Origin of the sequence: Halopseudomonas formosensis (genome assembly GCF_900115905.1) — a bacterium.
GTDB classification, from domain to species: domain Bacteria; phylum Pseudomonadota; class Gammaproteobacteria; order Pseudomonadales; family Pseudomonadaceae; genus Halopseudomonas; species Halopseudomonas formosensis.
The window spans coordinates 99,196-114,805 of record NZ_FOYD01000007.1; the positions used below are offsets into that span (position 1 = coordinate 99,196).

The 15,610-nt window shown below is 59.7% G+C and carries 16 protein-coding genes; 10 read left to right on the forward strand and 6 right to left on the reverse strand.

Going from position 1 to position 15,610, the window contains the following annotated elements:
• Position 1 precedes the first annotated feature (1 nt).
• Entirely contained in the window at positions 2-721 is a 720-nt protein-coding gene (locus BM046_RS11065; protein WP_090539464.1) for a hypothetical protein, read from the forward strand.
• Between the two features lie 15 nt (positions 722-736).
• Here the strand turns inward: BM046_RS11065 and mnmE are convergent, their stop codons facing one another.
• From mnmE to rpmH, 5 genes are all read right to left on the reverse strand, one after another.
• Positions 737-2,107: a tRNA uridine-5-carboxymethylaminomethyl(34) synthesis GTPase MnmE gene (gene mnmE, locus BM046_RS11070; RefSeq protein WP_090539466.1), complete on the reverse strand. Its 1,371-nt coding sequence runs from the start codon at positions 2,105-2,107 to the stop codon at positions 737-739.
• A gap of 115 nt (positions 2,108-2,222) precedes the next feature.
• Positions 2,223-3,926: a membrane protein insertase YidC gene (yidC, locus tag BM046_RS11075; RefSeq protein ID WP_090539468.1), complete on the reverse strand. Its 1,704-nt coding sequence runs from the start codon at positions 3,924-3,926 to the stop codon at positions 2,223-2,225.
• 2 nt (positions 3,927-3,928) lie between these two features.
• The gene (gene yidD, locus BM046_RS11080) at positions 3,929-4,171 is read right to left on the reverse strand and encodes a membrane protein insertion efficiency factor YidD (RefSeq protein ID WP_090539470.1); all 243 of its coding nucleotides are present in this window, start codon (positions 4,169-4,171) and stop codon (positions 3,929-3,931) included.
• Positions 4,164-4,562, reverse strand: coding sequence for a ribonuclease P protein component (rnpA, locus tag BM046_RS11085; RefSeq protein WP_090539472.1), 399 nt, complete (start codon positions 4,560-4,562; stop codon positions 4,164-4,166). The genes yidD and rnpA overlap by 8 nt, the downstream gene beginning before the upstream one ends.
• 14 nt (positions 4,563-4,576) lie before the next feature.
• On the reverse strand, positions 4,577-4,711 hold the full coding sequence (gene rpmH, locus BM046_RS11090; protein ID WP_074779021.1) for a 50S ribosomal protein L34: 135 nt from the start codon (positions 4,709-4,711) through the stop codon (positions 4,577-4,579).
• A gap of 604 nt (positions 4,712-5,315) precedes the next feature.
• Here rpmH and dnaA point away from each other — a divergent pair.
• The 9 genes from dnaA to BM046_RS11135 all read left to right on the forward strand — a co-directional run bounded on the left by dnaA (position 5,316) and on the right by BM046_RS11135 (position 15,120).
• Complete coding sequence (dnaA, locus tag BM046_RS11095) at positions 5,316-6,782, forward strand: chromosomal replication initiator protein DnaA (protein ID WP_090539473.1); 1,467 nt, start codon at positions 5,316-5,318, stop codon at positions 6,780-6,782.
• Positions 6,783-6,829: 47 nt separating this feature from the next.
• Positions 6,830-7,933: a DNA polymerase III subunit beta gene (gene dnaN / locus BM046_RS11100; RefSeq protein ID WP_090539475.1), complete on the forward strand. Its 1,104-nt coding sequence runs from the start codon at positions 6,830-6,832 to the stop codon at positions 7,931-7,933.
• 5 nt (positions 7,934-7,938) lie between these two features.
• Positions 7,939-9,045 (forward strand): DNA replication/repair protein RecF, encoded by a 1,107-nt coding sequence (gene recF, locus BM046_RS11105; protein ID WP_090539477.1) that lies wholly within the window; start codon positions 7,939-7,941, stop codon positions 9,043-9,045.
• 7 nt (positions 9,046-9,052) lie between these two features.
• A complete protein-coding gene (gene gyrB, locus BM046_RS11110; protein ID WP_090539479.1) occupies positions 9,053-11,467 on the forward strand; it encodes a DNA topoisomerase (ATP-hydrolyzing) subunit B in 2,415 nt (804 codons plus the stop codon).
• Positions 11,468-11,608: 141 nt separating this feature from the next.
• The gene (locus BM046_RS11115; protein ID WP_177197847.1) at positions 11,609-12,238 is read left to right on the forward strand and encodes a metallophosphatase domain-containing protein; all 630 of its coding nucleotides are present in this window, start codon (positions 11,609-11,611) and stop codon (positions 12,236-12,238) included.
• A gap of 18 nt (positions 12,239-12,256) precedes the next feature.
• Complete coding sequence (locus tag BM046_RS11120; RefSeq protein WP_235818629.1) at positions 12,257-12,652, forward strand: ArsR/SmtB family transcription factor; 396 nt, start codon at positions 12,257-12,259, stop codon at positions 12,650-12,652.
• Positions 12,649-13,062: an arsenate reductase (glutaredoxin) gene (gene arsC / locus BM046_RS11125; RefSeq protein WP_090539483.1), complete on the forward strand. Its 414-nt coding sequence runs from the start codon at positions 12,649-12,651 to the stop codon at positions 13,060-13,062. Before BM046_RS11120 ends, arsC begins: the two co-directional genes overlap by 4 nt.
• Positions 13,059-13,787, forward strand: a complete 729-nt coding sequence (gene arsH / locus BM046_RS11130) for an arsenical resistance protein ArsH (protein WP_090539485.1) — start codon at positions 13,059-13,061, stop codon at positions 13,785-13,787. The genes arsC and arsH overlap by 4 nt, the downstream gene beginning before the upstream one ends.
• Before the next feature lie 16 nt (positions 13,788-13,803).
• Positions 13,804-15,120: an arsenic transporter gene (locus tag BM046_RS11135; RefSeq protein WP_090539488.1), complete on the forward strand. Its 1,317-nt coding sequence runs from the start codon at positions 13,804-13,806 to the stop codon at positions 15,118-15,120.
• 14 nt (positions 15,121-15,134) lie between these two features.
• Here the strand turns inward: BM046_RS11135 and BM046_RS11140 are convergent, their stop codons facing one another.
• Complete coding sequence (locus tag BM046_RS11140) at positions 15,135-15,542, reverse strand: lysozyme inhibitor LprI family protein (protein ID WP_090539490.1); 408 nt, start codon at positions 15,540-15,542, stop codon at positions 15,135-15,137.
• Positions 15,543-15,610: the final 68 nt, after the last annotated feature.

Consider the following 15,610-nt stretch of genomic DNA (forward strand, 5'->3'; position numbering starts at 1 on the left):
CATGGACGACGCATTCATGACGGAACTGGCTCAGGCCATGGCCACGCACTCGCCGTTGCCGCGCTTTCCATCCGGCATCACGGTGGAGCAGGCCTACGCCGGGCAACCTGCGGTGAGTCGGAAGGTGGGACCCACCGCAGGCTACAAGGCAGGCATCACCAACGAACTCATACAACGCAAACTGGGGCTGGATCAGCCCCTGCTCGGGCATCTTTACCGCAGCGGAGAACAACCGGGCGGTGCCGTGCTTGCTCACCGGCCGCACGCGGCCATCGAATGCGAACTGGGGATCATCGTGGATGCACAGGGGCAGCCATGCTGGATTGTTCCGGCATTGGAATTTGTGCATCTGCGCTTTACCGCGCCAGAGGATGTGTCGGCAGCCAACCTGGTGCTGTGCAATCTCGGCGCTGACCAGTTCATGCTCGGTCAACCCCAGCCCTGGCTGTCCGGATTGGAAGCGCTGATGGAAAGCAGCACAATTCGGCTGTTTCGGGATAACCAGCTGATTCAACAGGCCTGCGCCCTGTCCTCGATGAATGGACCAGAGGAGGCGGGGGAGTGGATGCTTGACCAGATACAGAACCATCAGTGGCCGGTTACCGAGGGCACATTACTGATGACCGGCACCTGCGGTGATGCCATACCCTTTCAACCGGGCAGCTATCGGGCTGATTACGGGCCGCTCGGTCAGATCGAATTCAGTATTGCCCCTGTGTGACCGTGCCGGGCACGGTCACTTGCCGATACAGAAGCTGGAGAAAATCCGCCCCAGCAGATCATCCGGGCTGAATTCCCCGGTTATTTCCCCCAGGGCTTGTTGCGCCATGCGCAGGTCCTCGGCCAGCAGCTCGCCGGCGCCGAGCAGGGTCAGTTGCTGCTGACCATGATCCAGATAGTCGGCGGCCTGTTGCAGTGCTTCCAGGTGCCGGCGCCGGGCGCTGAACAGACTTTCGGCGGTCTGTTCGAAGCCCATGCAGGTCTTCAGGTGCTCCCGCAGCAGCTCCACCCCCTCGCCGCTGCGGGCACTGAGCCGCAGGACAACGCTGCCATCCTCGGCCTGTTGCATGCCCACGGCTTCGCCGCTGATGTCCACCTTGTTGTAGATCAGGGTGATCTTTGCCGGGTCCGGGTGCTGATCCAGAAACTCCGGCCACAGGCTGTCGGGGTGGCGTGCCTCCGGCTGGCTGGCGTCCACCACCAGCAGAATGCGGTCGGCGTCGGCGATGGCGGCCATGGCCCGCTCGACACCGATGCGTTCAACCACATCGTCGGTATCGCGCAGGCCGGCGGTGTCGATGATATGCAGGGGCATGCCATCGATGTGGATATGTTCGCGCAGGATATCCCGGGTGGTGCCGGCAATATCGGTGACGATGGCGCTGTCCCTGCCGGCCAGGGCATTGAGCAGGCTGGATTTGCCGGCATTGGGCCGGCCGGCGATCACCACAGTCATGCCATCGCGCAGCAACGCGCCCTGACCGGCTTCACGCTGGACCTGACGCAGATCTTCCTGCACCTGCTGCAGCTGGGAAAGGACATGGCCGTCTGCGAGAAAATCGATTTCCTCCTCCGGAAAGTCGATTGCCGCCTCGACGTAAATGCGCAGCTGGATCAGGGCTTCGGTGAGCGCCTGTACCCGCTGCGAGAAGGCTCCCTGCAGGGACTGCACCGCGTTGCGGGCCGCCTGTTCCGAGCTGGCCTCGATCAGGTCGGCGATGGCCTCGGCCTGGGCCAGATCGAGCTTGTCATTGAGAAAGGCGCGCTCGCTGAACTCGCCGGGCCGGGCCAGGCGCACGCCGGAGTCCAGGCAGGCCTTGAGCAGCATGTCCATCACCACCGGGCCGCCATGGCCATGCAGTTCCAGCACATCCTCGCCGGTAAAGGAATGCGGGCCGGGGAAGTACAGGGTCAGGCCCTGATCCAGCACCTGCCCGGCGGCAGTGAAGGCACCGTAATGGGCGTGGCGCGGCCGCGGCGTGATGCCGCTGATGCGTTGGGCCACCTGCAGGGCAGCCGGGCCGGACACCCGGACGATGCCGACCCCACCCTGGCCCGGGGGCGTGGCGATGGCGGCGATGGTATCGGCGTGATATGGGCGGCTCATTGAGGGCTCCTGTGGATCAAACCTGGTCCGCACTGCGGGCGGTCGCGCCGGGCTCGGCGCGCGTACAGCAAAACGCCCCGAAATCGGGGCGTTTGCGTGGATGCCGGCTGGGCGATCAGTCTTTTGCCGCGGCGCCTTCGATCTGCCGGGTAATGTACCACTGTTGCGCGATCGACAGGATGTTGTTGACCACCCAGTACAGCACCAGACCGGCCGGGAACCACAGGAAGAAGAAGGTGAAGATCACCGGCAGCATCTTCATCACCTTGGCCTGCATCGGGTCCGGCGGGGTCGGGTTGAGCAGCTGCTGGATATACATGCTGATGCCCATCAGGATCGGCAGGATGAACAGCGGATCCTTCAGCGACAGGTCGGTGATCCAGCCGATCCACGGAGCCTGACGCATCTCGACGCTTTCCATCAGGGTCCAGTACAGCGCGATGAACACCGGCATCTGCACCAGGATCGGCAGGCAGCCACCCAGCGGATTGATCTTCTCCTTCTTGTACAGCTCCATCATGCCCTGGGACAGCTTCTGGCGATCGTCGCCATACTGTTCGCGCAGCGCCTGCATCTTGGGTGCGACGCGGCGCATGTTGGCCATGGACCGATAGCTGGTCGCCGACAGGGGGAAGAAGGCCAGCTTGATCAGGATGGTCAGCAGGATGATGCTCCAGCCCCAGTTGCCGACCAGACCATGAATCAGGCTCAGAATCCAGAACAGCGGCTGGGCGATGAACCACAGGAAGCCGTAGTCGACGGTCAGGTGCAGGCCGGGGGAGATTTCCTTCAGGCGATCCTGAATCTTGGGACCGGCGTAGAACTGGGCACCGATCTCCGCCTGCTCACCGGCGGACACGTTCACCGAGGGGCTGACGAAACCGACCAGGTAGTTGCCCTGGCTGTCCTTGCGGGTCTGATAGACGTGCTGGCCATCGGCGGCGGGCACCCAGGCGCTGACGAAGTAGTGCTGCAGCCAGGCGGCCCAGCCACCGGTCACTGTCTCGCGTAGGTTGCCCTTGTCCATGTCCTTGAGCTTGAGCTTCTCGTAGGAACCATCGGCGCTCCAGTAGGCGGCGCCGAGGAAGGTGGCCATGCCGGTAGCGGTGGAGCTCGACGGATCGCCACTGCCATCACGCTTGATCTGACCGTAGAGACCGCCGTTCCAGGTCTCGCCGCTCTGGTTGTCGATCAGGTAGTCGACCTTGATCAGATAATCGCCACGGGTGAAGGTGAAACGCTTGGTGTAGTTGACGCCGTTCTCGCTGAAGCGCAGATCGACGGCGAGGTTGTCCTCCCCCTCGGCCAGCTGGTAGCTGGTCTGTTCTGCCTGGTACAGCGGACGACCGTTGGCCCGGGCATCCGGCCCGTTGCGACCGGCCAGACCACTCTGGGCAATGTAGGTGCGCTGGCTACTGTTCTCGAGCAGCTGGAAGGGAACATCCGGACGCTGCTGGTGCACCGGGTACTCCGGCAGCGCCAGGGAGACGATATCACCACCGCGCGGATCTATGGTCAGGCGCAGGGTGTCGGTCTCGATGCTGATCAGACCACTTGCGGTCGAGGCTGTGGTGGTCGGTTGCAGAGCCGGAATATCCGAGCCGTCCGCCTCGACTGCCAGGGGAACATCACCATTGTCGGTCACCGCATCGGCCGGGGTACCGGGCAGGGCAGGAACGTCCGCTGTCTGGGCCTGCGGGCTGCTGCCGTTGACTGCCGCTTCGGCGACCGGGTCAACATAATCCTTGTTCCACTGCAGGATCATCAGATAGGTGATCACAGCCAGCGCAGCGATGAGGATGTTTCTTTGCATGTTCATGGTTATTCAGCCATCTGAGACGAACAGTTGTTCTTGAGTGGTACAGGATCATAGCCACCCGGGTTCCAGGGATGACAACGGGACAGGCGCCGTGCACTGAGCAGACTACCCTTGAGCAAGCCATGTTCTTCGATGGCTTCCTGGGCATAGCAGGAACAGGATGGGTAGAAACGACAATGACTGGCCATCAGCGGACTGATAGCGTAACGGTAAACCTTGATCAGTCCTAACGCGAGATTACGCATTGGATGACGGGCGTCCGGAATTGCTGGAGCGGTGGTATTTGTCAGCGGCCTTGTTCAGCCGGCGCCACATGTCCCGGAACAGGACATGCAGCGCTGCATTGTCAAGCTCGCCCAGACCCTTGCGGGCCAGGACGACGATATCCAGATTGTCCAGTTCGGCACGGTGGTGTCTGAAGGACTCGCGGGCAATGCGTTTTACCTTGTTGCGGTCAACGGCCCGCCGGACATTCTTCTTGGCAATGACCAGTCCCAATCGCGGATGATCCAGGCTGTTGTGCCTGGCCAGCAGCAGGATATGGGAACCAGAGGCCTTGCAGGTGGCTCCATCGAATACGCTCTTGAACTGCGCGGGCGTCAACAGCCGGTGTTCAGGAGTGAACCCGAGATTCACCTGCAAATCCGGTCTTAGGCTGACAGCTTGTGACGGCCCTTGGCGCGACGACGAGCCAGAACTGCACGACCGTTCTTGGTAGCCATACGAGCACGGAAACCGTGGTTGCGCTTACGCTTCAAAACGCTGGGTTGGAAAGTTCTTTTCATCTTCAGATACCTGAGTAATTCACAAAAGAGCAGTGAAGCCCTTTCAAGGGATCGGAGATTCTAGAGAAGAAGCCTGCTCAGGTCAATTTGATTTCCAAGGGGGATGAGTAAATTAGGAATAAAGAAAGACAGATCTTTAAAAGACTATGGATGTTGATGTATATAGGCAGGCGTTTTTCTGTGGATAACCGCGGCCAGGGTGCGCCGTTGCTGGCTGATCGGGGAAGGACAAGCCGGTGGGTACTCTGTTCACATCACCCGTCCGTGGTTGTGTCGGGCTTGTGGATAAGCGGGCATGATATCCACAGCCGGATTTATCCTCAGACAAACCGCCGACCTGCCAACAGGGTCATACAGGGATTGTCCACAGATTTCAGGAAGCCGCGCGGCTCAAGGGCCGGGAGCTTTCAGGCGACTTTTTTCACGCGCGTTCAGGCGGGTGTTCCGGTATCGGGAACCCGGTCTGCAGATGCTCGGGCGTGTGGATAAGTGAGGGCCGAAAGGCTAGAATGCAGGATGCTCGCAGGCCCGTCAGGCTGGCCGTCCTGCACCATCTTTCACCAAGCTGAACCGGGCCCTCGCGACCCGGAGTCGGGGGAAATTAGTGTCTGTTGTACTCTGGCAGCAATGCATGGAATTCTTGCGCGATGAGCTTCCTTCCCAGCAGTTCAATACCTGGATTCGTCCACTGCAGGTAGAAGGCGACCATGCGGAACTGCGCTTGTACGCTCCGAACCGCTTCGTGCTGGATTGGGTGAATGACAAGTACCTCAATCGCATTCAGGAACTGCTGGATGATCTGTCCCAGGGACAGGCGCCTTTCGTGTCCCTGGTGATCGGTAGCCGGCGCAGCACCCCTGCTCCGGCCCCGAGCCCGGTGACTGCACCGGTGGCTGCGCCTGCCGTGGGCGGGGACACTGCCCCTGCGGCACCGGCTCCGGTGGTGTCCCAGGGGCATGGCTTCCAGCCGGACGCGGCCAATCAGGGCAACGCCGAGGACGAACCGCAGCCGCCGCAGCGCGCCGATCAGGGCAGTACTCTGATCAAGCACACCAGCTACCTCAATCGCAGCTTCACCTTCGAGAATTTCGTCGAAGGCAAATCCAACCAGCTGGCCCGCGCTGCGGCCTGGCAGGTGGCCGACAACCCGCGGCACGGTTACAACCCGCTGTTCCTCTATGGTGGCGTGGGTCTGGGCAAGACTCACCTCATGCATGCGGTGGGTAATCATCTGCTGAAGAAGAACCCGGCGGCCAAGATCGTCTATCTGCATTCCGAGCGCTTCGTGGCCGACATGGTCAAGGCGCTGCAGATGAACGCCATCAACGACTTCAAGCGCTACTACCGCTCGGTGGATGCACTGCTGATCGATGATATCCAGTTCTTTGCCAAGAAAGAGCGGTCACAGGAAGAATTCTTCCATACTTTCAATGCCTTACTTGAAGGCGGCCAGCAGGTCATCCTCACCAGTGACCGTTATCCGAAGGAAATCGACGGCCTTGAAGAGCGCCTCAAGTCCCGTTTTGGCTGGGGGTTGACCGTGGCGGTCGAGCCGCCCGAGCTGGAAACCCGGGTAGCCATTCTGATGAAGAAGGCCGAGCAGTCGCGTATCGACCTTCCCCACGACGCTGCCTTCTTCATTGCCCAGCGCATCCGCTCCAACGTCCGCGAACTCGAAGGTGCTCTGAAAAGGGTGATCGCCAGCGCCCACTTCATGGGCCGGGATATCACCATCGAGCTGATCCGCGAGTCACTCAAGGACCTGCTGGCACTGCAGGACAAGCTGGTCAGCATCGACAACATCCAGCGCACCGTGGCCGAGTACTACAAGATCAAGGTGGCGGATATCCTGTCCAAGCGCCGCTCGCGCTCGGTGGCCAGACCCCGTCAGGTTGCCATGGCGCTGTCCAAGGAACTGACCAACCACAGCCTGCCGGAGATCGGTGACGCCTTTGGCGGACGGGATCACACAACTGTGCTGCATGCCACACGAAAGATCGCAGAATTGCGTGAAACTGATGCGGATATCCGCGAAGATTACAAGAACCTGCTACGGACACTGACCACCTGAGTGTGTGCCAAGCAAATTGCCAACCTGCACGAGGTCGAAGGAAGACAATGCAATTTACCATCCAGCGCGAAGCCCTGTTGAAGCCCCTGCAACTGGTGGCGGGTGTCGTCGAACGCCGGCAGACCCTGCCGGTTCTTTCCAATGTCCTCCTGGTGGTCGATGGAAATACGCTGTCGTTGACCGGTACGGATCTGGAAGTGGAACTGATCGGCCGGATCACCCTGGAAGAACCTGCCGAAGCGGGCGAGATCACAGTGCCGGCGCGCAAGCTGATGGACATCTGCAAGTCGTTGCCGGATGAGGCCAGCATCAACTTCCGCATCGAAGAAGGCAAGGCGGTGGTCAAGGCCGGGCGCAGCCGCTTCACCCTGGCGACCCTGCCGGCGGCGGATTTCCCGAACGTGGAAGACAGTGCCGGCTCCATGAGTTTTGCTGTCAGCCAGAACAAGCTGCGCCGTCTGATCGAGCGTACCGGTTTTGCCATGGCTCAACAGGACGTGCGCTACTACCTCAATGGCATGCTGCTGGAAATCAACGCCGGTCAGCTGCGTGCGGTCGCTACCGACGGTCATCGCATGGCCATGTGCACCGTGGACGCCAATATCGACTATCAGGAAAAGTACCAGCTTATCGTGCCGCGCAAGGGCATTCTGGAACTGGCCCGCCTGCTTGCGGAAGCGGATGATCTGATCAATATCGTGCTGGGCAGCCATCATATCCGCGCGACCACCGGTGACTTCACCTTCACCTCCAAGCTGGTTGATGGCAAGTTCCCCGACTACGAACGGGTTCTGCCCCGTGGTGGTGACAAGGTGGTCATCGCCGATCGCCATTCCCTGCGCAATGCCTTCAGCCGTACCGCTATTCTGTCCAATGAGAAGTACCGTGGCATTCGTCTGATGCTCAGCGACTCGCTGCTGAAGATCCAGGCCAACAACCCGGAACAGGAAGAGGCGGAAGAGGATGCAGTGGTGGATTACTCCGGCAGCCCGTTGGAAATCGGATTCAACGTCAGTTATCTGCTGGACGTGATGAACGTATTGAGTGAAGAGCAGGTGCGCATCACCCTCTCCGATGCCAACAGCAGTGCCCTGGTTCAGGAAGCCGAGTCGGACGATTCCCTCTACGTCGTCATGCCCATGCGTCTCTGAGCGCCATGCCGCTCAAGCGTCTCTCAGTCACCGGCGTGCGCAATCTGCAGCCGGTGACATTACACCCCTCTCCCCGCATCAATCTCATCCATGGCGCCAATGGCAGCGGCAAGACCAGCCTGCTGGAAGCCATTCACCTGCTTGGTCTGGCCCGTTCCTTCCGCAGCACCCGCCTGCAACCGGTCATACGTTACGGCGAACAGGCCTGCACCGTCTTCGGTGAAATCGCGCAGCGCAGTGGGGTAACCAATTCCGTTGGGATTACGCGCAGCAAGGAACCCGATTACCAGATCCGTATGGATGGGCAGAAGGTGCGCAGCCTTGCGGAACTGGCTGCGGCCCTGCCCTTGCAGTTGATCAACCCGGACAGCTTCCGGTTGCTGGAAGGAGCGCCGAAACAGCGTCGACAATACCTGGATTGGGGTGTGTTCCACGTGGAACATCAGTTTCTCCCGGCATGGCAACGCTTGCAAAAAAGCCTCAAGCAGCGTAACAGCCTGCTCCGACGTGGTAGAATACAACGTTCCATGCTGCAGCCCTGGGAGATAGAGCTGGTGGCAGCGGGGGAGCAGCTGGATGCTTTCCGGCAGGCTTACCTGCAGCAGCTCAAGCCCGTGTTCGAGGATATCCTCGCCCAGCTGGTGCCGTTGGAGGACCTCACCCTCAGCTATTACCGCGGCTGGGATCGGGAGAAGCCACTGGCGCAGGTGCTGGATGAGCAGTTCGAGCGCGACACCCAGCTTGGCTATACCCAGGCCGGGGCCCAGCGGGCTGATCTGAGGTTGCGTTACCGCGGTATGAATGCGGTGGATGTGCTGTCCCGGGGGCAGCAGAAGTTGGTTGTCTGCGCGCTGAAGATTGCTCAGGGTTATCTGATGAAGCAACACGGCGCGCAGCAGGATTGTGTTTTTCTGGTGGACGATCTGCCGTCAGAGCTGGACGAACACCACCGCAGGGCGCTGTGCTCGCTGCTGGAAAACCTGGAGTGCCAGGTTTTTATCAGTTGTGTTGAACTGGCTACCCTGCGGGAATGTTGGAAAACCGATACACCCGTGTCGATGTTCCACGTGGAACATGGGCATATTGTGCAGACCGAAGATGTCTGGGAGTGATTACAGAATGACCGAACAAAAAGCTTACGATTCATCAAGTATCAAGGTTCTCAAGGGCCTTGATGCGGTGCGTAAACGCCCCGGCATGTATATCGGCGACACCGACGACGGAACCGGCCTGCACCATATGGTGTTCGAAGTGGTGGACAACTCCATCGACGAAGCCCTGGCGGGGCATTGTACTGATATCAGCATCACCATTCATACCGATGAATCCATTACCGTCCAGGACAACGGCCGGGGTATCCCCACCGATATTCACGAGGAAGGGGTGTCGGCAGCGGAAGTGATCATGACCGTCCTTCATGCGGGCGGCAAGTTCGACGACAACAGCTACAAGGTATCCGGCGGCCTGCACGGCGTGGGGGTTTCCGTGGTCAACGCCCTCTCTGAGGAGCTGGTAATGACCATTCGCCGGGGCGGCAAGGTGTGGGAGCAGACCTATCACCACGGCGTCCCACAGGCCCCTCTGGCGCCGATCGGGGACACGGATACCACAGGCACCCAGATCCATTTCAAACCTTCCGCCGAGACCTTCACCAACGTCACCTTCAGCTGGGATATTCTGGCCAAGCGACTGCGCGAGCTGTCGTTCCTCAACTCGGGAGTGGGCATCCATCTGGTCGATGAGCGCACCGGCAAGCGTGAGCTGTTCCGTTACGAAGGCGGGCTGAGTGCCTTTGTTGAATACCTGAACCAGAACAAGACCACCATCAACTCGGTGTTCCACTTCAACGTTCAGCGCGATGACGGGATCGGCGTGGAAGTGGCCATGCAGTGGAACGACAGCTTCAACGAGAACCTGCTGTGTTTCACCAACAACATTCCCCAGCGCGACGGCGGTACCCACCTGGCGGGCTTCCGCAGCGCCCTCACCCGCTCGCTCAACAGCTATATCGAGCAGGAAGGTCTGTTGAAGAAGTTCAAGGTCAGCACCTCCGGTGACGATGCCCGTGAAGGTCTGACCGCGATCATTTCGGTCAAGGTGCCCGATCCCAAGTTCTCCTCCCAGACCAAGGACAAGCTGGTTTCTTCGGAAGTGAAGACCGCGGTCGAGCAGGAAATGAACAAGTTTTTCGCCGATTATCTGCTGGAGAAGCCCAACGAGGCCAAGGCCGTGGTCGGCAAGATGATCGATGCCGCCCGCGCCCGTGAGGCCGCCCGCAAGGCCCGGGAAATGACCCGGCGCAAGGGCGCTCTGGATATTGCCGGTCTCCCCGGCAAACTGGCCGACTGCCAGGAAAAGGACCCGGCGCTGTCCGAACTCTACATTGTGGAAGGTGACTCCGCGGGCGGCTCTGCCAAGCAGGGACGTAACCGCAAGACCCAGGCTATCCTGCCGCTCAAGGGCAAGATCCTCAACGTGGAAAAGGCGCGTTTCGACCGCATGCTCTCCTCCCAGGAAGTGGGCACCCTGATCACCGCTCTGGGCTGCGGCATTGGCCGGGAAGAGTTCAATATCGAGAAGCTGCGCTACCACAACATCATCATCATGACCGATGCTGACGTCGACGGTGCGCACATCCGGACCCTGCTGCTGACCTTCTTCTTCCGGCAGATGCCTGAACTGATCGAAAAGGGCTACATCTACATTGCCCAGCCGCCGCTGTACAAGATCAAGAAGGGCAAGCAGGAACAGTACCTCAAGGATGACGAGGCACTGGAGGATTACCTCACCCAGTCCGCGCTGGAGGATTCCTACCTGTACGTCAACGAGCATGCCCCGGGCATCACCGGTGAAGGGCTTGAGCGTCTGGTCAACGAATACCGCAGCGTGATGAAGATCCTCAAGCGCCTCGGCCGTCTCTATCCCCAGGAGCTGATGGAGCAGCTGATATACCTGCCGCGCCTCTCCAAGGAGCATCTCGCGGACAAGGAGTTCATGGATAACTGGTTGATTTCATTCGAAAAACTGGTCAAGGAAGAGGAGCGTTCCGGTCAGGAGTACCTGGTCAGCCTGCGTGAGGACAAGGAGCGTCAGCTGTGGCTGCCCGAGGTGGAAAGCATCAGCCACGGCCAGACCAGCTATATCACCTTCAACCGCGATCTGTTCGCCAGTAACGACTATCGTTCCATCGCTGACCTCGGTGAAAAGCTGCAGACCCTGCTCGAGGAAGGCGCCTACATCCAGCGTGGCGAGAAGAAGAAGCCCATCCGCTACTTCAAGGAAGCCATCGAATGGATGATGAACGAAACAGCTCGTCGTCATACCATCCAGCGCTACAAGGGGCTGGGTGAGATGAACGCCGACCAGCTGTGGGAAACCACCATGGATCCGGAAAACCGCCGCATGTTGCAGGTCACCATCGACGACGCCATCGCCGCCGACCAGATCTTCAACACCCTGATGGGCGACCACGTGGAACCCCGCCGCGAGTTCATCGAGCAGAACGCCCTGGCAGTATCCAATCTCGATGTTTGATGCGTAGCTACGGGGCTCCAGCCAGGAGGGGCCCTCAGAAACAAGGAAGAAGGCCCGACAGGTGACTGCCGGGCCTTCTGTGCGCCAGGGGGAGGGCCGCTGCGCTTGGCTACCTCCATCTCACTTACCCGGAGCCTTGCCATGAAGCTGGTCTGCATCTCGGATACCCACAGCCTGCACCGGGAAATCCCTCATATCCCGGACGGAGACGTGCTGATCCACGCCGGTGACAGCCTCGGTCAGGGCACGCTGGAAAATATCGAAGAGCTCAATGTCTGGCTGGGTTCCCTGCCCCACAGGCACAAGATTGTCATCGCGGGTAATCACGACTGGGCCTTTCAGGATGAGCCCGAGCAGGCCCGCGCCCTGTTGACCCACGCCATCTATCTGCAGGACAGCGGGGTCGAGATTGAGGGTATGCGTTTCTGGGGCTCGCCCTGGACACCGACATTCATGCACTGGGCGTTCATGCTGGACAGGGGGAAGCCCCTGAGCGATGCCTGGGGGCTGATTCCGGATAACACCGATGTGCTGATCACCCACGGCCCGCCGCAGGGGGTTGGCGACACCAGTTGTATCGGTGGAAGCAATGTCGGTTGCCGGGATCTGCTGGATCGAATCGATGAGCTGCGCCTGAAAGCCCATATCTTCGGGCATATCCACGAGGGCTATGGCAGCTATCAACGGGATGACACTACCCTGATCAACGCCAGTACCTGTACCGAGCGCTATGAACCGACCAACCCGCCAGTGATCTTCGAGCTGGGCTGAGGCACAAGGCGAAGAACATTGCCGGAGGTTCATTATGTCTATATTCTCCGACATATGGAAATGAAAAACGCGCTCGACACCTTTGCTGCACTCTCTCAGGAAACCCGTTTGGAGGTTTTTCGGCTTCTTGTGCGCCATGAGCCCCAGGGACTGGCCGCGGGCGAAATTGCCCGCCAATTGGCGGTCCCTCACAACACCATGTCAGCTCATCTTGGGGTGCTGACCCGAGCGCATCTGGCGGTATCTCAGAGGCAGGGTCGCTCCATCATCTACCGAGCGAACCTGGATCATATGAAAAAGACCATTTCGTTCATGGTTCGCGATTGTTGCGCTGGCCACCCGGAAGTATGCGAGCCGCTAATGGCTGCTTTGTCAGGATGCTCCCCCACCACAGAAGAGAATCAACCAGCATGAAAATCCAGATTTATCACAACCCGAAATGCGGCACCTCTCGTAACACCCTGGCGATGATAGTGGCTTCTGGCGAAACACCGGAAGTCATCGAATATCTCCAGACGCCGCCGACGCGGGAGCGTCTGGTCGAGCTGATCGCAAGTATGGGAATACCAGCGCGAGCACTCCTGCGCCAGAAAGGCACCCCCTACGATGAACTCAACCTGGGCGATGCCAGCTTGACGGATGAGCAGTTGATAGATGCCATGATGGAGCATCCGATCCTGATAAACCGGCCCATCGTGGTTACCGACAAGGGCGTACGGTTGTGTCGGCCTTCTGAGTTGGTCTTGGATTTGTTGGCCGAGCCGGTAAAGGAATTTACCAAGGAAGACGGTGAAGTCGTACGTTACGATGGGAAGGAAGCATGAGCAGCACCAGTCCTGTCGACGACTTACCCAATATTGATCCGGATGAACTACACCCTATCAATATTGACGCGCTGGCTCACCCGGATGATCCTCGCCATCCACCGCGCATTCTGATGCTCTACGGGTCCCTACGCGAGCGCTCTTTCTCACGGCTCGTTTCCGAGGAAGCGGCTCGACTGCTGCGCTGGTACGGCTGCGAGGTGCGTACCTTCAATCCATCTGGCCTGCCCCTGCCGGACGATGCGGATGCCGAGCACCCGAAGGTGCGTGAGCTGCGTGAGCTGACTACCTGGTCGGAGGGAATGATATGGGTCAGCCCAGAGCGCCACGGCGCCATGACCGGCATCATGAAAGCCCAGATTGACTGGATTCCACTGGCATTGGGTGGCGTGAGACCAACCCAGGGAAAAACCCTGGCGGTGATGGAGGTCTCCGGGGGGAGTCAGAGTTTCAATGCGGTGAATCAGATGCGCATTCTCGGGCGCTGGATGCGGATGATCACCATCCCGAACCAATCTTCTGTACCCAAGGCTTTTACCGAGTTCGATGACGAGGGCAGGATGAAGCCATCACCCCTTTATCTGCGCATCGTGGATGTCTGTGAGGAACTGGTGAAGTTCACCTGGCTGACAAGGGGGCGGTCCAGCTACCTCACCGATCGCTATTCCGAGCGCGTGGAAACTGCTGAAGCGGTATCCCGACGGGTCAATCAGCGCAGTCTTTGAATCACAGGTCCATTTCATGTTGGCACTTGCTGTATTTGCGATCACTCTCGTGCTGGTGATCTGGCAACCCAGAGGGTTGGGTATCGGCTGGAGCGCGCTCGGTGGGGCTCTGGTTGCGCTGCTGCTGGGCGTCGTCCAGTGGACGGATGTCGAAGTGGTCTGGGATATCGTCTGGGACGCGACCTTCACCTTCGTCGCGCTGATCATCATTTCATTGATACTGGACGCCGCCGGTTTCTTTACCTGGGCCGCTCTGCACGTCGCTCGCTGGGGTAATGGCAAGGGGCATATGCTGTTTCCGCTGATCGTGGTGCTGGGGGCCCTCATAGCTGCATTCTTTGCCAATGATGGGGCGGCGTTGCTTCTGACCCCCATAGTGATCGCCATTCTGTTGCGGTTGAACTTCCCCCCGCCTGCCGCTTTTGCTTTCATCATCGCTACCGGCTTTGTCGCTGACACTACCAGCCTGCCTCTGGTGATCTCCAATCTGGTGAATATCGTCAGCGCCAATTACTTCGATATCGGCTTTGATCGTTATGCTGTCGTCATGGTGCCGGTCAATCTGGTGTCGCTGGCGGCCACCCTGATGGTGCTCTGGCTGGTGTTTGGGCGGCAGATACCTGGACATTATTCGGTCGCTGCGCTGGACCCGCCCCATTCCGCAATCAGGGATATGCTGGTGTTTCGCGCAGCTTTCCCCATCCTTCTGCTGCTGCTTATTGCCTATTTCGTTACAGCGCCGTTGGGAGTGGCCATATCGCTGGTGACCGGCACCGCTGCGCTTTTGCTGATGGCGATTGCGGGGCGCTGGTGGAAGAAAGGTGAGGGCGCTGTGGTTTCGGTAAGCCACGCCCTGCGCCACGCGCCATGGCAGATCGTACTGTTCTCGATGGGGATGTATATGGTGGTCTATGGTCTGGGCAATGCTGGTCTGACCAACCTGGGAGCTGCCGCCCTCCATTGGCTTGCGCAACAGGGTGATCTGGTCGCGACGGTGGGCACCGGATTCCTCTCGGCCGTGGTGGCCTCCATCATGAACAACATGCCGTCGACTTTGGTGGGCGCACTGGCCATCGACCAGGCGCAGGTTTCGGCAACGACCCGGGAGCTGATGATCTACGCCAATATCATAGGTAATGATCTGGGCCCGAAATTCACGCCCATTGGCAGCCTGGCAACGCTGCTGTGGCTACATGTTCTGGCGGACAAGGGCTACCGGATCACCTGGGGGCAATACATGAAGATTGGCTTGCTGATCACCCCGCCGGTTCTGTTCGCTACCCTCTTGGCCCTTGCCTGGTGGTTACCGGCCATCGCCGTCCATCAAGGGTAGCTCCAACAGCTTGCTCATTCCGGCTTCGGCAAGACCGGCGGCGTGGAGTCCATATAGGTCAGGAAATCCGCCCAGATCTGCAGGGTTCGCTGCCGGGTCAGCTGCAGAACGCAGTTCCCGGTCATGATGCCGCGGATGCTTCCGCCGGACCATTGCTGATAGACCGCATCGCAATAGGTCTTGCGGTAGTTCATCCAGGCGTCCTGGGACTCTTGCAGCAGGTCCACCACCGCCGGATCGTCGGAATAGCGCTGCAATGCTGCCTGCAGATATCGGCCGAGCTGTTCATCCGCTGCTGTCACCTGCTCGGCGATGCACAGGTTCATATCCAGGGTGGTGCCGGCGTGTTCCTCGCAGTCCGGGGGCTCCGCGTGAATGAAGGGGGTGAAGGCCAGCGGCAACAGCAACAGGTAGTTCTTCATGCACGGCTCCTCCGAGTCGGGGGCAACGCCATCAAGTATGGTACCGACCGCAGCCCTGGCCAATCCGG

Bases quoted from the DNA above. Each gene is read 5' to 3' on its own strand.
- BM046_RS11135 (WP_090539488.1), top strand. From the start codon at position 13,804: ATGTTGGCACTTGCTGTATTTGCGATCACTCTCGTGCTGGTGATCTGG.
- mnmE (WP_090539466.1), bottom strand. From the start codon at position 2,107: ATGAGCCGCCCATATCACGCCGATACCATCGCCGCCATCGCCACGCCC.
- BM046_RS11140 (WP_090539490.1), bottom strand. From the start codon at position 15,542: ATGAAGAACTACCTGTTGCTGTTGCCGCTGGCCTTCACCCCCTTCATT.
- arsH (WP_090539485.1), top strand. From the start codon at position 13,059: ATGAGCAGCACCAGTCCTGTCGACGACTTACCCAATATTGATCCGGAT.
- rpmH (WP_074779021.1), bottom strand. From the start codon at position 4,711: ATGAAAAGAACTTTCCAACCCAGCGTTTTGAAGCGTAAGCGCAACCAC.
- yidC (WP_090539468.1), bottom strand. From the start codon at position 3,926: ATGAACATGCAAAGAAACATCCTCATCGCTGCGCTGGCTGTGATCACC.
- BM046_RS11115 (WP_177197847.1), top strand. From the start codon at position 11,609: ATGAAGCTGGTCTGCATCTCGGATACCCACAGCCTGCACCGGGAAATC.
- yidD (WP_090539470.1), bottom strand. From the start codon at position 4,171: ATGCGTAATCTCGCGTTAGGACTGATCAAGGTTTACCGTTACGCTATC.
- dnaN (WP_090539475.1), top strand. From the start codon at position 6,830: ATGCAATTTACCATCCAGCGCGAAGCCCTGTTGAAGCCCCTGCAACTG.
- BM046_RS11065 (WP_090539464.1), top strand. From the start codon at position 2: ATGGACGACGCATTCATGACGGAACTGGCTCAGGCCATGGCCACGCAC.
- recF (WP_090539477.1), top strand. From the start codon at position 7,939: ATGCCGCTCAAGCGTCTCTCAGTCACCGGCGTGCGCAATCTGCAGCCG.
- arsC (WP_090539483.1), top strand. From the start codon at position 12,649: ATGAAAATCCAGATTTATCACAACCCGAAATGCGGCACCTCTCGTAAC.
- gyrB (WP_090539479.1), top strand. From the start codon at position 9,053: ATGACCGAACAAAAAGCTTACGATTCATCAAGTATCAAGGTTCTCAAG.